The sequence below is a fragment of the Candidatus Thermoplasmatota archaeon genome, assembly GCA_035541015.1.
GTDB lineage: Archaea > Thermoplasmatota > SW-10-69-26 > JACQPN01 > JAIVGT01 > DATLFM01.
In genome coordinates, this window is record DATLFM010000055.1 from 1 (window position 1) to 14,517 (window position 14,517).

Below are 14,517 nucleotides of genomic sequence, written 5' to 3' on the forward strand. Positions count from 1 at the left end.
CGCCGCCGCTTAGCGAGGGAGGCGCCCTGGCGGTGGCCGATTACAACGCCGACGGGTTCGTCGACCACGTGATCGCCGCCGGCCTCGCCAGCCAAGAAGGCAACGTGACGGTGCACCAGATGGACGGCGGCGGCTGCCACGGAAGCTTCCCCCGCGAGCGGATCGTCTCCGTCTCGGCGGGCCGCCTAGGCGTCTACGCAACGGCAGCCAACGCGCCCGAAGCCGAAAACGGGTTCGTGGTCGCGACCGAGAAGACCCTCGCCGGCTTCACGGCGACGTGCCACAAGCTCTGGGAGGCTTCCTTCAATCTGACGGCGCGCTACCCGGACACGATCGTGCGCGCGGAGATTGTCGACTTGGACGGCGACGGCATCGGCGAGGTCGTCGTGCAGGTGGACGGTCCCGAAGAGACGCGCGACCGCGTCGTCGTGTACGACGGGACGACGCCCCTGGAGATGTTCCACTTCAAGGAGCAGGGCTTCGAGAGCGGCTGGGTGTCCATCGCCGTTGCCGATTCCATGACGGCCTACGTGGGCACCCGCTCGACGCTGTTGAAGCTCTCCGGCTCCGACTTCTCGGAGGTCACGGAGCTGGGCGTGAACTGGCTTACCGGCGGCCGCGTGCGCATGGTCCGTGACGTTGAAGTGCTTGACAACGGGCGCGTCGTGGCCGTGGGCCAAAGCTCAAACTGCTCGGCGCAGAGCTGCCCTTCGAGCGGAAGCGATGTCCGCGGAATTGTCGCCATCTACGACCCCGCGACCGGATACTACGGCGAGATGATCGCGCCCGACTCGCGCAACTACGTGGCCGCGGATTCGCGCGACAACCGGGTCGTGGCCGTGGCCGGCTCCCGTGTTCTTGTCTCCGACGACGGCGGCACGACGTGGCTGAACCGCACGATCGCCGATCCGCAGGGGTGGTACTCGTATAGCTTCACGGACGTGGCTTACGTGGCCAACGACCGCATCCTGGCCGCCGGTACCCACACGAACGTCCATACGCTCTTCTCGAGCACCACCGGAGCCGTGATTGCCGCATCGAGCGACGGGGGTGCCACCTGGCAGAACGTGACGGTCCCGATCAACAACAAGACCGAAACCATCCGCGCGCTGGCCGCCACCACGAACGGGCTCGTACTGGGCCTCGTGACAAACGTAACCGGCGCGCGCATCATCCGAAGCACCGACAACGGATTCACCTGGCAGAACGTGACCACGGGTTGGAAGACAGACACGTACTCGTTGCCGCGCTGGCTCTCGCTGGAGGGCGAGCGGGGTTGGGCCATCGCCTACGGCATCGCGTACCAAACGACAAACGGGGGACTCACGTGGCTTCCCTACCTCGCCTGCACGGTGAACGTGACCGCCTGCCCCCTGGAGCTGCGTCCGGCGCGCGACGACAACTCGTACAAGCTCTTTGGCGTCGCGCAGTGGGGCAATCTGAGCTACATCCTCCAAAGCAACGGCAACGACGGCCAGGCCACGAGCTTTTCCAGGCCGACAACGGGCGCCTCGGGGCCGGCCAATCGCGTCCACTTCGTCGGCGGCTTTGCCGCCAACGCCACGGCCGTCGGCGTAGCCGCCGCCGAGGGCTCGTTCACCGGCTGGATCCGGGAAGCGTGGCTCAACGTCACCCCGCGCGTCACGGAGGGGTTGGATCCCTGCAACTGCTTGACGTACCACCTCTCCAACGACGGCGGCAAGACCTGGCGGAAGGTCACGCCCAACTTCAAGACAAACTTCGCGACGGGCCTGCCGTTCCAATCAAAGTGCCCCCAGGGCTGCGCGCTCCTCTGGCGGATCGAGTTTGGCCGTAACAGCCAGTGGAACGAGCTCCCGCGCATCGGCGTCCTTCCGTCCGTGAAGGTCGACTACATCACGGACGCGGGCAACGGAAGCGTGCGCGGCACGTACATGGAGGACTTCAGCACGATGGACGCCATGGCGCCCGGAACGAACGCGGATTGGGGCTCGACGGGCGTTGGGCTTAGCCTTCCCCAGGCGCCCGCCCCCCGCTGGCAGCGGTGGTACACGAGCGCTCTTGCCTTCGACGCGCGCCTCAACTTCACCGCCGAGCCCAGCCCCGACGTCGTCATCGCTTACGAGCGGTCGATCGCCAACGAGATCGCCACGGACCCGAACCCCTGGATCCGCATCAACCCGGGAACCGGGGATTTGATCCACAACCCGTCGCCGCAGGGGCTTACGCCCCGGTCGCCGTCGTCGCGCGCCGTCCAAACAAAGACGCACGTCGCCTTTGGCCTCAACGGCACGCTTCACAAGGAAATCCCGCTGGGCGCTTCCATGATACAGGCCACGCCGCGCACCGGCCTTAGCGGCTACGAGGACCGCGCCGTGGTCTACGCGAACCCCCTCTCCTCCAAATTGTCCGCCTACTCTGCCGCGTCGGCAACGCAGTACTGCTGCTCGCCCCAACCGCTTTCCGATATCCAGTGGGTCACGGCGTTTGCCCTTCGAGATTACGACCCGCTTGTCAACCGATCCGTCGACCTTGTGGTGGGCGCGTACGACGGCTCCGTCACGGTGGTCTGGGCCAACAACAGCACGATCCGTTGGCAGTCGCAACTCACCGAGCCGTCGGGCCGCTACACGCACATGTACGACACGACGCTGCACCCGTTCTACGGCACCTACCTTGCCGAGGCCGTCATCCGGTGGCGGCAGACCACCGACGACAACGGCGTTCCGCTGCCCACCGAGATCGAGATGGCGGGTCGGCTCATCGAGTACTTCGACGTCGTGAAGCAGGTCCTGACGGAGAACGGGCCGGTAACGTTCAAGCCCCGGCCGCAGCTCTATCAGCTCGAGCTTCTCGTCTGGTATCCCACGTCGCCGCACCGGTTGGCGCGGACCTAGCGCTCGGACTGGAGGCCGTCCAGGCGCGCGAGGGCGCGCGGAAGCTCCCTGAGCGACCGGACGCGCGGAACGTCCGTTCGTCTCGCGCCGTAGCGGTCCACGAGGACGGCGCGAAGGCCGGCGGCAAGGGCGCCGTCCACGTCTCGCTCCAGGCTGTCGCCCACCATGACGGCGCGCCCGGCCGGCACGCGCGCGCGGGAGAGCGCGAGCCGGAAGATCCGCGGATCGGGCTTGAGCGCGCCCGCGTCGGAGGCCGTCGTCACGCTGTCGAAGGCGCCCTCCAGGTCGAGGAAGCGCAGGTGGTAATCCAAGAAGGGCGCGTCCACGTCCGTCACGAGCCCCACGTGCACCCCGGCGCCCGCAAGCGCCGCAAGCGCGGGCCGCGCGTCGTCGTGCAGGCGCACGTGCCGACGGTGCGCCTCGTGGTACTCCTCCTGGAGCCACGCCTCGTCCCGCGCGCCAAGCCGTGCGCCGTGGACCGACAGCACGGCAAGGAGCGCGGCCGTGTACAGCCGGAGGCCCGAGCCCGCGCCGGGGCCCGGCGTCCCCGCGGCCGTCTCCTGCGCCAGTAGGTCGGCGCACGCCAAATGGTACTGCCCCACGAGCTCGTCGGCGTCCACCTTCACGTCGAAGCGCCGCCCGGCAGCCTGCATGAGCCGGCGGTGGGCCTCGTGGTCGCTGTCCTCGTCGAGCAGCGTGCCGGAGAAGTCGAAGAAGACGGCGGCGAGGCGATCGAAGCGTGCCTTCGGCGTTGCACGACCCCCGCGCTCACCCGTAGAGGCGGTCCGTCTCGCTTTCGACGCGGGCGGGCTGCGCCTTGGGCGTGATGGGGTCGAGCACGTCGATCGAGACGATCATGTGGCTTGGCACGATGCGGAGCCGGCCCTTTTCCGGCCCCTCGACAAGCTCGAAGACGAGCCCGTCGCCGCTTCCGATGGGCGCAAAGCCCTTGAAGAGGCCAAGCGTGGTGACGACGGCGTCGCGGCTGGCAAGGCTCGTGACGCGATAGCGGCCCTCGGGCGTCATGTGGAAGTCGTGGCCGGCCATGTCAAGCGCCCCGCCGAACGCGAGCCATGGGAACGGGCTCGGCTTCCTCGCGGGGCGCTTCGCCGTTCTCCGGGGGGGCCGTCGCGGCCGTCTGGCGCGCGATCTCCTTGTTCGCGAGCTCCTGCAGGTGGTCCACCGTCTTGCGGTACCCTTCCATGGCGACCTTCACGTGCGCCTCGGAGAAGTTCCAGGCCTTGGCCAGATTTCCGTAGCGGATGCGGTACCCCTTCTTCGTGTTCGAGTCCTCCGTGGCCTTGAGGCTCACTTCCTCGAGAAGGTCGTAGCTCTTGAGTTTGTTGAGGTGCCGGTACACGGTCGGGCGCGAGGTGCGAAGGACGGTCACGAGCTCCTCGATGGACCACGCCTTCTCCGGGCGCTTGAGGAAGCAATTGAGGAAGAGCTTGTAGGGGACGCTCTGCTTCACGCTCTCGACGTTTGTCTTTGGATCGTATCCCTTGGGCAGGTAGCCCACGTTGTACAGGAAGGCGATCGAGACCGTCTCGAGGTCGTTGACGGCCGTCATGGGCGTGTTCGAGACCACGGTCAGTTCGAAGGTCATGGGTTCCCGCCCTGTCGGTTGCGATAGTCGCGGTTCTCTATTAAGCGCTCCGATATTCTTCGTCATGGGTGGAACGATCGAAGGGACGCGAAGTTTACTGCGCAATTGCGCAGGAAACGACGCGGGACCGGCGGAGCTTTAAATCCCGCCGGACTTCCGGCCGGCGTGGCGTGGCTCCGTTCCCCGGCCCCGGTCGTTCGCCGGTCGTGCTTCGTCTGCGGGCGCGACTACGGCGTCCGCGTATGGTATTCCGGCATCCGCCGCGTGAAGTCCTTCTTCGCCGCAGCGGAGACCCGCCGCGTCTACGCCTGTCCCCCCTGCTACTACGATCTCCCGGAAAGCGAGCGTACGGGATGGATCGTGGAGACGAAACCGTGAGACCCCGGATCGAAGGGTTTTTCTGAAAGCCAGGGCTACGCGAACCCATGCAGGGAGGAGCGGTTTCGACGGGGGCGCCGCTTGCCCGATCGTGCGCCAAGTGCGGGAAGGCCGAGGGCATCCGCGATTGGTTCGCGGCCGAGATCATCGCCGGCCTTCAAGGCTTCGAGCGGCGGATCCGCACCTACGCGTGCTTCGACTGCTTTTCCGCCCTCCCCGGTCCCGACCGGAGCGCGTACCGCTTCCGCGAGACGTTCTAGCGCCGTCCGGGCGGGGCATCCCTTAAGAGGGCCGTCCGTTTTCCGGTGACGATGGCCGAGTTCGACGCGATCGAGGAACGCTGGCAGCGCGCGTGGCAGGAACGCCGCGCGTACGAGCCTTCCGTCGATCCGGCGCGGCCCAAGTTCTTCGCCACCTACCCGTACTCGTACATGAACGCGTACGCGCACGTCGGTCACGCCTTCACGATGGCGCGCGTGGACTTCGCCGTGCGCCACCAGCGCATGAAGGGCAAGAACGTGCTCTTCCCGTTCGCCTACCACCTCACGGGCACGCCCATCGTGGCGGCGGCCAACCGCGTGCGCGAGGGCGAGCAGACCCAGTGGCGCATGTTGCGCGAGCAGGGGTTCTCCGACGAGGAGGTCGCGAAGTTCGCGCAGCCGTGGCGCTTTGCGGAGGTGTTCCCGCCCGAGTGGCGGAAGGACGTCTCGCGTCTGGGGCTTGGGATCGACTGGCGCCGCCAGTTCTTCACGACGGACCGGAATCCCTGGTACGACCGGTTCATCCGGTGGCAGTTCACGAAGCTCGCCGAGGGCGGCTACGTGGGGAAGGGCCGCCACCCCGTGATCTGGTGCCCCAAGGACCGCCAGCCCATCGCCGACCACGACCGGCGCGAGGGCGAGGGCGAAACGCCCCAGGAGTACGTGCTCGTGAAGCTGCGCCTGACCGCGCCGGCTGCGGGCCTTCCGGCGGGCACCGTGCTCCCGGCCGCCACGTTGCGGCCCGAGACCATGTTCGCGCAGACGAACGCGTGGGTCGACCCCGACATGGACTACGCGGTCCTCGACGTGGCGGGCGAAACGTGGGTCGCAAGCCCCACGTGCGCGCAGAAGCTCCCTCATCAGCTCGATCGCGTGACGGAGAAGGGCCGCGTCGCGGGCCGCGCGCTCGTCGGCGCGCGCGTCCATGCGCCCGCCCGCGAGGAAGCGGTGCTCGTGCTTCCGGCCTCCTTCCTCAAGCCCCACAAGGGAACCGGGATCGTCACGAGCGTCCCCTCGGACGCGCCGTTCGACTTCGCGGCGCTTTCCGACCTCCAGCGCGACGAACGCGCGATGGCAGAGTTCGGCCTCGACGCCGCCTCCGTCCGCGCTCTTTCGCCCATCCCGGTCATCGACTCGGGCGAAGCGGGAACGCTTCCCGCGCCCGCCGAAGTCAAGCGCCTTGGCGTGCAAGGCCAGCGCGACGTGGAGCTTCTCGAGAAGGCGACGGAGACCGTGTACCAGGCGGGCTTCTACAACGGCCGCATGCTCGAGCGCGCCGGCGAGTTCGCGGGGCTTCCCGTCGCGCAGGCCAAGGCGAAGGTGGCGCAGTGGCTCCTCTCCCGCGGCGACGCGGAGCGCTACTTCGAGCCCACGGGCCCCGTCGTGTGCCGCTGCCTTTCGGAGGGCATCGTGAAGATCGTTTCGGACCAGTGGTTCCTCACGTACGGCGATCCGGCGTGGAAGGAGAAGACGCACGAGGCGCTGGACCGCATGACGATCCACCCCGAGGTCGCGCGAAAGCAGTTCCACTACGTGGTCGACTGGCTGCGCGACTGGGCCTGCGCGCGCGACTCCGGCCTTGGCACGCGTCTTCCCATGGACGAGTCGCGCGTCGTGGAGTCGCTCTCCGACTCCACGATCTACATGGCCTACTACACGTTCGCGCACCTTCTCGACGCAAGCGTCGCCGAGCCCGCCTTCGCCGTCGACCCGAAGGATCTCACGGACGCCTTCTTCGGCTTCGTGCTCTTGGGCCGCGGAAACCCCGCGAACGCGGCGCGCGGCACGGTCACCCGCGAGGTCGCGGAGGCGTGCCGCCGCGAGTTCGCCTACTGGTACCCGTTTGACCTTCGCAACAGCGGCAAGGACCTTCTGCAGAACCACCTGACCTTCGCCGTCTTCAACCACGTGGCCATCTGGCCCGACGAGCCCGAGCGCTGGCCCCGCGGCATGGGCGTGAACGGCTGGGTCATGGTGGACGGGCAGAAGATGAGCAAGAGCGCCGGCAATTTCGTCACGCTGCGCCAGGCGCTCGACCAGTACGGCGCAAGCGCCGTGCGGATGGCGCTTGCCAACGCCGGCGAGGGGCTCGACGACGCGAGCTTCGAGCGCGACTTTGCCGCCACGATCGGCCGGCGCCTTGCGGCGTGGCTCGACGTCTACGCGAACCCCCCGCCCGCCTCCGACCGGGCGCCCACGCGCGCCGACCGCGCCTTCGCCAGCGCCCTTCACCGGATCCTCGCGGACCTCGACGCCGAGATGGAGAAGCTCAACTTCCGCACCGCGCTCAAGCTTGCGTTCTTCGATCTTGCGTCGGCTTGGTCGTGGTACGTGCGCCGCAGCGCGCAGGACCCCTCGCGCGCGCTGCGCGACGTGTTCCTCTCCGCGCAGGCGCGCGCCCTTTCGCCCTTCGTCCCGCACCTTGCCGAGGAGGCGTGGAGCCGCCTGGGCAACGCAGGCAGCGTGATCGAGGCGCCCTGGCCGGTCGCCGATCCGGCGGCGCGCGACGAGGAGGCCGAGCGCGCGGAGTCGTACCTCCGCGAGGTTCTCGACGACGTTCGCGCCATCCTCAAGGTCACGGGACTCTCGCCCTCCCGCGTCGTGCTGTACGTGGCCGAGCCGTGGAAGCGATCGGCCCTCTCGCTTGCGGTTCTACATCCCGGAAAGGGCGGCCTCGACGTGGGTGCGTTCATGAAGGCCGCGCAGCAGGACCCCGAGCTTCGCGCGCGCATGAAGGAGTTGCCCGCGCTTGCCCAAAAGCTCGGAAAGGAGATGGCCTCCGGCGGCGCAGCCGCGCTTGCCGGACGCGCAAAGCCGCTGCCCGAGCTCGAGATCCTGCGCGAGGCGCTTCCATTCCTGTCCGCCGAGATCCCCGCGACGTGGGAGGTGCATGCCGCCGGCGAGGGCCCCGACCCGGCGGGCAAGGCCAAGCAGGCCATGCCGGGACGACCGGCGATCTACGTGCAGTAGCCATGGGCCCGGCCGGATTCGAACCAGCGACCTTCGCTTTGTAAGAGCGACGTCATGACCACTAGACCACGGGCCCGCGCCGGCGCACCGCCGGCCATGGGACCAAAACCGCGTAGGCCAAGAAACTACCGAACGCGACACGACCTTCCCGAGGGGTCATGAACGGGAACGCCTTTCCCCTGCGCATGGCCACGACCCTCAACGTGGTGCTCAACGTGACAAACGTTGGCCGAAGCGAGCGCTTCTACCGGAAGCTGGGTTTCGAGACGGCCCGACGCACGGAGGGCGGCGTCGAGTACGTCGAGGCGAGCCTGGGCGGCGCGGTCGTGAGCCTCTTCCCCAAGGACAGCCCGTGGGCCGACGAGGAGGTGCGCGACTGGCTGTCGGGCCCCTTGGGCGCCGGCGTCGTCCTCTACTTCGAGACGCCCGAAGTGGAGCGCGTCTGGCGCGCGGCGAAGAAAGCCCGCGCCCGCATCGAGCTTGCGCTCGACACCGAGCAGGGCGAGCGCGCCTTCATGATGGACGATCCGGACGGCTACGTTCTCTTCTTCGGGGAGCCGGAGGCAAAAGCGCGCACGAAGGCCCCGCGGAAACGCCGGGCAGGGGCGCCGGCGCGACGCGCCGCCGCCTCCGCCCGCCGCTAGGCGAGATCGACCCGGCCCTGCAGGGCCCGGACGAGCCCCGCCAAGGCCACCGAAGCCCAAACGACCTCCAGGACGACGAAGATGGGCGCGTTAAGATACCAAGAGTACACGCCAAGGATGGCGCTTCCGCCCAAGTTCATGCCCGTGTAGGCGACGCCGTCGCGAGCCATGCGGCCCAAGGCGTTTGCGGAGAAGGCCGAGACCAGAAGCACGAGGCCGACGGCGCCAAAGGTGTCCCAAAGGAGGCTCATGGCAGCGCCCGCTACGCAGGCAGGGGCTTAATCTCTTCGGCCGCCACGAAGCAGCCTTCGCAAGCGAAGGACGGGGCGCGCGGATCCAGAAGGTACCAGACGCCGTGGACGGGCTTCTCGCGGCGGCAAACGACGCACCAACGGACCTTCGCCATGCGCTCCTCGCATGGGAGGGCCCCGCGGCCATAAAGGCGTTTGCTCGCTCGAAACCAAGCGACACCCGAGCGCCGCAAGGGCTTTATCGCGCAAGCCGATGGCCGGAAACGTGACGAACCGCGCGAAGCCCCGCTTCGACCTGAGGCTTGGCGTGCTCGCCGTGCAGGGCGACGTCTCCGAGCACGAGCGCGCGCTCTCCTCCGCCCTCCTGGCCGAGGGCCTCCGCGGGTCCGTCGCTCCGGTCCGGACGCCCGCCGATCTCGACCTCGTGGACGGCCTGGCCATGCCCGGCGGCGAGAGCACGGCCATCTCGCGCCTGCTTGTCGCCTCCGGGCTCCACGACCGCCTCGTCGCCCGCGCCCGCGACGAGGGCCTCCCCCTCCTTGCCACGTGCGCGGGGCTCATCCTCGCCGCCAAGGAAGGCGACCGCCAGGTCTCCGACACGCGAACGCGCCTCCTTGGCCTTCTGGACCTCGCCGTCGACCGCAACGCCTTCGGGCGGCAGCGGGAGAGCTTCGAGGCGAGCGTGGACCTCGCCGGATTGGGTTCGGTTCCGGCGGCGTTCATTCGGGCGCCGGCCATCGTCCGCACGTGGGGCGCCTGCGAGCCGTGGGGCCTGCTGGGCAAGACGATCGTGGCCGCGCGGCAGGGAAACGTCCTTGGCTTGTGCTTCCACCCCGAGCTCACGGGCGACCTTCGCGTGCACCGGCACTTCGTCCAGACGTGCGCCCGGTGGAAGCGCGCCTGATGTATACATTCGTATACATCTGTATACATCCTCACTTTGCCGTGCCGTGCCCTTCCTCGACGCACATGCCGCACACGTCGTCGCCGCACTTCTTGCACGGCGAGAGGCACTGGCGGCACGCGGGGTAGCCGCAGTCGGAGCAGTACTCGGCGTGCTCCTTGCACATGGCGCGCGCGTGGCAGCTCTCGCAGTGCTCCCAATCGTCGGCGCAGCCGACCTTGCCGCAGGTCGTGCATTCGAGGATGCACGCCGGGCAGGCGGCCTCCTTGCACTCGGAGCACTCGGCCACGCAGGTGACGCAGAAGCGCTCGTGGCAGACGCCGCAGCGGCGAAGGTCCCCGTAGCGGCCCTCCTGCCCGCAGTGGTGGCAGTTGGCGGAGAGCTCGTCGATGTGCAGACGCGCGGGCGCAGCGCTTGCGCCGGGCACGGGCGCGGCGCACTGCGGGCAGAAGCGGTGGCCCGCGGCGAGCGACTCTCCGCACTGCGCGCAATGCATGGGGGGGCCGATCGGGATGGTTCTATTTTAACGTGCTGCCGGGGCCGAGCCGGAGATCACGACGGCCGGCGGCACGTTTGCCAGGACGTACGTGACGACGCGCGCGTTGGGGAACACTTGCCGGATGAGCTTCAAGCTCGTGGTCGAGTACTGGAAGGCGACGAAGTTGGGCGCCACGCGCCGGAATTCGCGGAGGATCTCCAGGACCTTCTCCTTGGGCAAGAGCGCAAGCGGAAGCCCGCACACGATGACGTCCGCCGAGCGGACGGGAAGCCGGGAGGCGTCGCCTTGGAAGAGCGAGCCGCGCACAGGATTCTTCGAAAGGAGGGCCGCGTTGATGTCGACGGCAAGGAATCGGATGCCCTCGCGCGCGGCGCCTTTGGCAAGCGTCTTCGTGATGGCGCCGTCGCCGCAGCCGACCTCGAGGATCGTGGCCGGCTTGTGGCGCAGCGCCTCGGCCGTGAGGCGCTTGGCCAAGAACGGGCCGGAGCGGAAGAGCGTTCCCACGGCCACGGGGTTGCGCAGGAACTGCCGCGCGAAGGAGCTCTCGAGGCGCCGGCGCGGCCCCTCGACGAGGGATCGGGGTAGCCTCGCCGCGTTGGGCTTGCGGGACCGCAGGGCCATGCACGCGCGAAGGCGCAAGGACGATTTCAATCTTGCCCCTTGCGCGGGCCCTCGGAGCAAAACGCGGGAGCGTCGCCGGCGGACGGACTTGCGCGGCCGATCGGTGTGCCGGAACGGCTATCCTCCTTCCCCAACCCCGGGTCGCGTGGAGGTTGGAGCATGCGACCACGAATCGCAACGAGAGCCTGGGCCGCGGGGATCGTCCTCGCGGTGGCGCTTGCAGCCGTGCCGGCTGCGGCGCACGAGAACCCGAACCACGGAACGATCAAGGTGCACGACGACGAGGTCGTCTCGCCCCCGCAGCGAAACGATCCGCGCGTCGACTGCGACTTTTGGATCGAGGGCTTCAAGATGACGAACGACGAGGGCTGGCTCGTGTTCTACGAGTGGCCGCCCACGGGGGACAAGTCCGAGGTCCTGCGCGCCGACTGGGAGGCCGACGCGGAGGACACGCCCATGGGCTTCCACTTCAAGGCGGGACCCTTCTCGCTGCCCTCGGGCCACTACCGCGTGGAAGCGTACGTGGACGAGGGCCACTTCGCGAAGGCGAAGATGTTCTGGACCGACTGCGAGGAGGACGATGGCAACGGTGGAAACGGAGGTCCGCCCCCGCCGCCCGAGTGTCCGCCGACCGAGCTTGAAGCCGTCGCCAACGCCGACGGAACGATCTCCGTCACCGTGATGAACGAGGGCGCGGTCTTCGTGCTCTACCGCTCCGTGGACGGGGGCGACTGGGAGCATGTGACCGAGATGCTGGACGGGTCGACCGTGGTCGACGGGCCCTACCCCGTAGGTACGGTCGTGGACTACGGCGTTCGCCACTTCGACGGGCGGCGCGTGACCGCGGAGTTCTGCGCCACCGCGTCGGCGACGGCGATCCCGTTCTTCACGAGCCCGCTTGCGGCCGCGGGAGCCGCGCTGGGCGGCTTGGGCGCCTACGCGTTCCTCCGCCGGCGGCCGTAGAGCGTTTCCCGTACGGGCGCCCGCGTCCGCGGGCGCCCGTTCTTTTTTTTCGTCGAACGTTTCGCGTTGCCAGGATCCTCTTTTTCCCCTCGCCGCCCCGCCGTCCGAGGCGCGTGCCGGAAACCCTATCCTGCCCCGTGGCGGAGAAGCGGCGGCGATCCCATGAACGCACGCATCGTACGAACAGGAATGGCAGTTGGATTGGGCTTGGCCATGGCGCTTCTGGCGCTTCCGGCCTCCGCGCAGACCGTGACGCCGGGGAACCCCCGCTGTGCCGACCTCGATTCGGACTTCGTGGAGTTCAAGATCGAACCCATGGCCAATGGGGTGTTCACCGACGGCACGATCGTGGTTACGATCGCGAACTTCAACGGGACGCACTTCGATTTTGTGGCAAGCGAAGGCGTTCACGCGGTCATCGTGAAGGGCGGCCCGAACGCCAACGTGTACACGTACGACCCGCCCACGAACGCCGACACGGGTCTTCGAGCGCCGATCAACCCGAACAACAACCGTCCCTTTAGCATCAGCCAGGCCTCCTTCTGCTACATCGTGACGACAAACGGCAACGGGCCGGGGCCGGAGTGCCCGACGAACCTCGAGGCGCAGGCGCGCTCCGATACGACGATCCTTCTGACGTGGGACGCCGCGACGGACGCCGACTCGTACAACGTGTACCGCGCCGTCGGGGCCGGACCCTTCGTCCTGCTCGGAAACACGACGGGCACGTCGTTCGTGGATTCGGACACGGTCGTCGGCGTGACGTACCGGTACACGGTGACGACCGTGATCGGCGACGAGGAGTCGGAGGACTGCGACGAGGTGGAAGCCACGGCGATCCCGTTCTTCACGAGCCCGTGGGCCGCCGCGATTGCGACGGTGGGCGCAACGGGCGCCTGGGTGGCCTTGCGCCGCCGCAGCTAGGTTCTTCGAGGGGGGCCTCCGGGCCCCCGTTTCTCTTTCTTAATGTGGCGGCCGATCGGCGTCCCAGCACCGCTTTGAGCGTCACCGACGAACCCCTCCTCGTATGCCTCCGCGTTCTCCCCTCGTCCTGCCGAGCCTTGCGTCCCTGTTCTTGTTCCTTGCCGGCGCCGCGACGGTCTCCGCGCAATTCGAACCCCACTGCTCCGACGGGTTCGACAACGACGAGGACGGCCTCGTCGATTACCCGGACGACCCCGGCTGCGAGTCTCCCGACGACGAGGACGAATCGAACCGCCCGCCGGCGACGGCGCCGCCGCCGTGTCCCACGAGCGTGAACGCCGAAGCGCACGAGGACGCGAGCATCATGGTCACGTGGTCGAGCCACTTCACGGCCGAGGTGGACCGGCTCTACCGCGCCGAGGGCGACGGCCCCTTCGAGCTGTTTGCCCAAAGCACGCCCGAGCATCCGCACATCCTCGACGCGAGCACGACGCCAGGCACGACGTACCGCTACCGCGTGACGTCCTCGAACGAGCTTGGCGAGTCGGAGGGGTGCGGTTTCGTCGAAGCGACGGCCGTACCGTTCCTCCCCGACCCGGCCCTTGGCGTGGCCCTGGCGCTTGCGTGCACGGGGGCCCTCGCGTGGGGCGCTCGCCGGCCGGAGGGTTGAGCCAACCCCATGGCGCCGGCGGCCGAGCGTGCGCGTCTTGTGGCGGGCCTGCTTGCGGCAGGCTACGGCCTTCTCTCCTTGACGGGCGTCCTCGACCACGAGACGCCCGCGCCCCTGGCGCTTGTCCTCGTGGCCGTCGGCTTGGGTCTGGCCGCTGCGCCGCTTGCGCGCGCGGCGCGCGCCCCGAGCCCGTCGAAGCCGCTTCGGCGGAACCTCGTCCTTGCGCTGGGCTTCTTTTGCTTCGGCAGCGTGCTCGCGTACAACCTCGCTTCGGGCTCGGCCTTCTCGGCCCCCGAGCTTGCGCTTCTTGCCTACGGCTTTGCGCTCGTTGCGCTCGCGCCGTTCCTCGAACGCCGCGCGGGACCGCTCAAGGTCGACACGCTTGTGGCGTACAGCCTTCCTCTGCTCCTTGCGCCCCTTGCCGCGTGGGCGCTCCAGGCCCTGCTCGAGTCGGGCGCGGGCGACTCGCCGCTTCGGTGGTACCTTCGCCACGCGCTCGTGGATCCCATGGCGGGCACCCTTTCGCTGCTTGGCATCCCCGCGTCCGTGCGCGGCGAGACGGTCGCGCTTGCAACCGACCGAGGCACGCTCTTCCTCACCGTGGGCGTCGTGTGCGCCGGCTTCTATCCGGCGGCCCTCTTCCTGGGCCTCCTGGGCCTCTTCGCGTGGGAGCGCAACCTTCCGCCCCGACGCCTTGCGCTCTACGCGCTGCTTGGGCTTGCGGGCGTCTGGTTGGCCAACGTCGCGCGGCTCGTGCTGCTGGCCGTGGTCGGCCGCGAATGGGGCGGACGCGCGTTGCAGGAGGCCCATCAGCACGCAGGCTGGGCGCTCTTTCTTGCCTTCACGCTTGCCTTCTGGTTCTTGGTCCTTCGGCGCTTTGAGCAACCCGCTGCCGCCGGCGGCGGCCTGAGCCAAACCGCAAAGAACTAGGCCGGCCGGAAGGGTTTCCGT

16 protein-coding genes, 1 tRNA gene and 1 pseudogene are annotated in these 14,517 nt (G+C 68.6%); 10 read left to right on the forward strand and 8 right to left on the reverse strand.

The window, feature by feature from the left end:
* The first annotated feature begins 32 nt into the window (after positions 1–32).
* A complete protein-coding gene (locus VM681_05015; GenBank protein ID HVL87357.1) occupies positions 33–2,876 on the forward strand; it encodes a hypothetical protein in 2,844 nt (947 codons plus the stop codon).
* On the opposite strand, the pseudogene VM681_05020 reads toward VM681_05015, so the two are convergent.
* The 3 genes and pseudogenes from VM681_05020 to VM681_05030 form a co-directional block, all read right to left on the reverse strand.
* Positions 2,873–3,589 (reverse strand): annotated as a pseudogene (locus VM681_05020) (HAD family hydrolase). The gene VM681_05015 and the pseudogene VM681_05020 overlap by 4 nt on opposite strands.
* A 55-nt stretch (positions 3,590–3,644) precedes the next feature.
* Positions 3,645–3,923: a hypothetical protein gene (locus VM681_05025; GenBank protein ID HVL87358.1), complete on the reverse strand. Its 279-nt coding sequence runs from the start codon at positions 3,921–3,923 to the stop codon at positions 3,645–3,647.
* Position 3,924: 1 nt separating this feature from the next.
* Positions 3,925–4,482, reverse strand: a complete 558-nt coding sequence (locus VM681_05030; protein ID HVL87359.1) for a transcriptional regulator — start codon at positions 4,480–4,482, stop codon at positions 3,925–3,927.
* Positions 4,483–4,647: 165 nt separating this feature from the next.
* On the opposite strand from VM681_05030, the gene VM681_05035 reads away from it, so the two are divergent.
* From VM681_05035 to leuS, 3 genes are read left to right on the forward strand one after another with little or no spacing between them, the layout of a single operon-like run.
* Positions 4,648–4,860 (forward strand): hypothetical protein, encoded by a 213-nt coding sequence (locus VM681_05035; protein ID HVL87360.1) that lies wholly within the window; start codon positions 4,648–4,650, stop codon positions 4,858–4,860.
* A gap of 47 nt (positions 4,861–4,907) precedes the next feature.
* Positions 4,908–5,120, forward strand: a complete 213-nt coding sequence (locus VM681_05040; GenBank protein ID HVL87361.1) for a hypothetical protein — start codon at positions 4,908–4,910, stop codon at positions 5,118–5,120.
* Positions 5,121–5,171: 51 nt separating this feature from the next.
* The gene (gene leuS / locus VM681_05045; protein HVL87362.1) at positions 5,172–8,090 is read left to right on the forward strand and encodes a leucine--tRNA ligase; all 2,919 of its coding nucleotides are present in this window, start codon (positions 5,172–5,174) and stop codon (positions 8,088–8,090) included.
* A 3-nt stretch (positions 8,091–8,093) separates the two neighbouring features.
* Here the strand turns inward: leuS and VM681_05050 are convergent.
* A tRNA-Val gene (locus VM681_05050) sits at positions 8,094–8,166 on the reverse strand.
* Positions 8,167–8,275: 109 nt separating this feature from the next.
* On the opposite strand from VM681_05050, the gene VM681_05055 reads away from it, so the two are divergent.
* Positions 8,276–8,734, forward strand: coding sequence for a VOC family protein (locus VM681_05055; protein HVL87363.1), 459 nt, complete (start codon positions 8,276–8,278; stop codon positions 8,732–8,734).
* Here VM681_05055 and VM681_05060 read toward each other — a convergent pair.
* The gene (locus tag VM681_05060) at positions 8,731–8,985 is read right to left on the reverse strand and encodes a hypothetical protein (protein ID HVL87364.1); all 255 of its coding nucleotides are present in this window, start codon (positions 8,983–8,985) and stop codon (positions 8,731–8,733) included. The two genes, VM681_05055 and VM681_05060, sit on opposite strands and share 4 nt — an antisense overlap.
* Positions 8,986–8,996: 11 nt before the next feature.
* A complete protein-coding gene (locus tag VM681_05065; GenBank protein HVL87365.1) occupies positions 8,997–9,140 on the reverse strand; it encodes a hypothetical protein in 144 nt (47 codons plus the stop codon).
* Positions 9,141–9,250: 110 nt separating this feature from the next.
* Here VM681_05065 and pdxT point away from each other — a divergent pair, with 110 nt between their 5' ends.
* Positions 9,251–9,889 (forward strand): pyridoxal 5'-phosphate synthase glutaminase subunit PdxT, encoded by a 639-nt coding sequence (pdxT, locus tag VM681_05070; GenBank protein HVL87366.1) that lies wholly within the window; start codon positions 9,251–9,253, stop codon positions 9,887–9,889.
* A 31-nt stretch (positions 9,890–9,920) separates the two neighbouring features.
* Here the strand turns inward: pdxT and VM681_05075 are convergent, their stop codons facing one another.
* A complete protein-coding gene (locus VM681_05075; GenBank protein ID HVL87367.1) occupies positions 9,921–10,385 on the reverse strand; it encodes a hypothetical protein in 465 nt (154 codons plus the stop codon).
* Between the two features lie 27 nt (positions 10,386–10,412).
* Positions 10,413–11,009 carry a methyltransferase domain-containing protein gene (locus VM681_05080; protein ID HVL87368.1) on the reverse strand — a complete coding sequence of 199 codons (597 nt, stop codon included), beginning with the start codon at positions 11,007–11,009 and terminating at the stop codon, positions 10,413–10,415.
* A gap of 159 nt (positions 11,010–11,168) precedes the next feature.
* Between VM681_05080 and VM681_05085 the strand changes: the two genes are divergently transcribed.
* From VM681_05085 to VM681_05100, 4 genes are all read left to right on the forward strand, one after another.
* Complete coding sequence (locus VM681_05085) at positions 11,169–11,972, forward strand: hypothetical protein (protein HVL87369.1); 804 nt, start codon at positions 11,169–11,171, stop codon at positions 11,970–11,972.
* Positions 11,973–12,161: 189 nt separating this feature from the next.
* A complete protein-coding gene (locus VM681_05090; protein ID HVL87370.1) occupies positions 12,162–12,896 on the forward strand; it encodes a hypothetical protein in 735 nt (244 codons plus the stop codon).
* A 103-nt stretch (positions 12,897–12,999) separates the two neighbouring features.
* Positions 13,000–13,566 (forward strand): fibronectin type III domain-containing protein, encoded by a 567-nt coding sequence (locus VM681_05095; protein HVL87371.1) that lies wholly within the window; start codon positions 13,000–13,002, stop codon positions 13,564–13,566.
* A gap of 9 nt (positions 13,567–13,575) precedes the next feature.
* Entirely contained in the window at positions 13,576–14,496 is a 921-nt protein-coding gene (locus VM681_05100) for an exosortase/archaeosortase family protein (protein ID HVL87372.1), read from the forward strand.
* The last annotated feature ends 21 nt before the right edge of the window (positions 14,497–14,517 follow it).

Coding starts and splice junctions, on each gene's coding strand:
- VM681_05095 (HVL87371.1), top strand. CDS start 13,000: ATGCCTCCGCGTTCTCCCCTCGTCCTGCCGAGCCTTGCGTCCCTGTTC.
- VM681_05055 (HVL87363.1), top strand. CDS start 8,276: ATGGCCACGACCCTCAACGTGGTGCTCAACGTGACAAACGTTGGCCGA.
- VM681_05080 (HVL87368.1), bottom strand. CDS start 11,009: ATGGCCCTGCGGTCCCGCAAGCCCAACGCGGCGAGGCTACCCCGATCC.
- VM681_05030 (HVL87359.1), bottom strand. CDS start 4,482: ATGACCTTCGAACTGACCGTGGTCTCGAACACGCCCATGACGGCCGTC.
- VM681_05100 (HVL87372.1), top strand. CDS start 13,576: ATGGCGCCGGCGGCCGAGCGTGCGCGTCTTGTGGCGGGCCTGCTTGCG.
- VM681_05060 (HVL87364.1), bottom strand. CDS start 8,985: ATGAGCCTCCTTTGGGACACCTTTGGCGCCGTCGGCCTCGTGCTTCTG.
- leuS (HVL87362.1), top strand. CDS start 5,172: ATGGCCGAGTTCGACGCGATCGAGGAACGCTGGCAGCGCGCGTGGCAG.
- VM681_05065 (HVL87365.1), bottom strand. CDS start 9,140: ATGGCGAAGGTCCGTTGGTGCGTCGTTTGCCGCCGCGAGAAGCCCGTC.
- VM681_05040 (HVL87361.1), top strand. CDS start 4,908: ATGCAGGGAGGAGCGGTTTCGACGGGGGCGCCGCTTGCCCGATCGTGC.
- VM681_05090 (HVL87370.1), top strand. CDS start 12,162: ATGGCAGTTGGATTGGGCTTGGCCATGGCGCTTCTGGCGCTTCCGGCC.
- VM681_05075 (HVL87367.1), bottom strand. CDS start 10,385: ATGCATTGCGCGCAGTGCGGAGAGTCGCTCGCCGCGGGCCACCGCTTC.
- VM681_05025 (HVL87358.1), bottom strand. CDS start 3,923: ATGGCCGGCCACGACTTCCACATGACGCCCGAGGGCCGCTATCGCGTC.
- VM681_05085 (HVL87369.1), top strand. CDS start 11,169: ATGCGACCACGAATCGCAACGAGAGCCTGGGCCGCGGGGATCGTCCTC.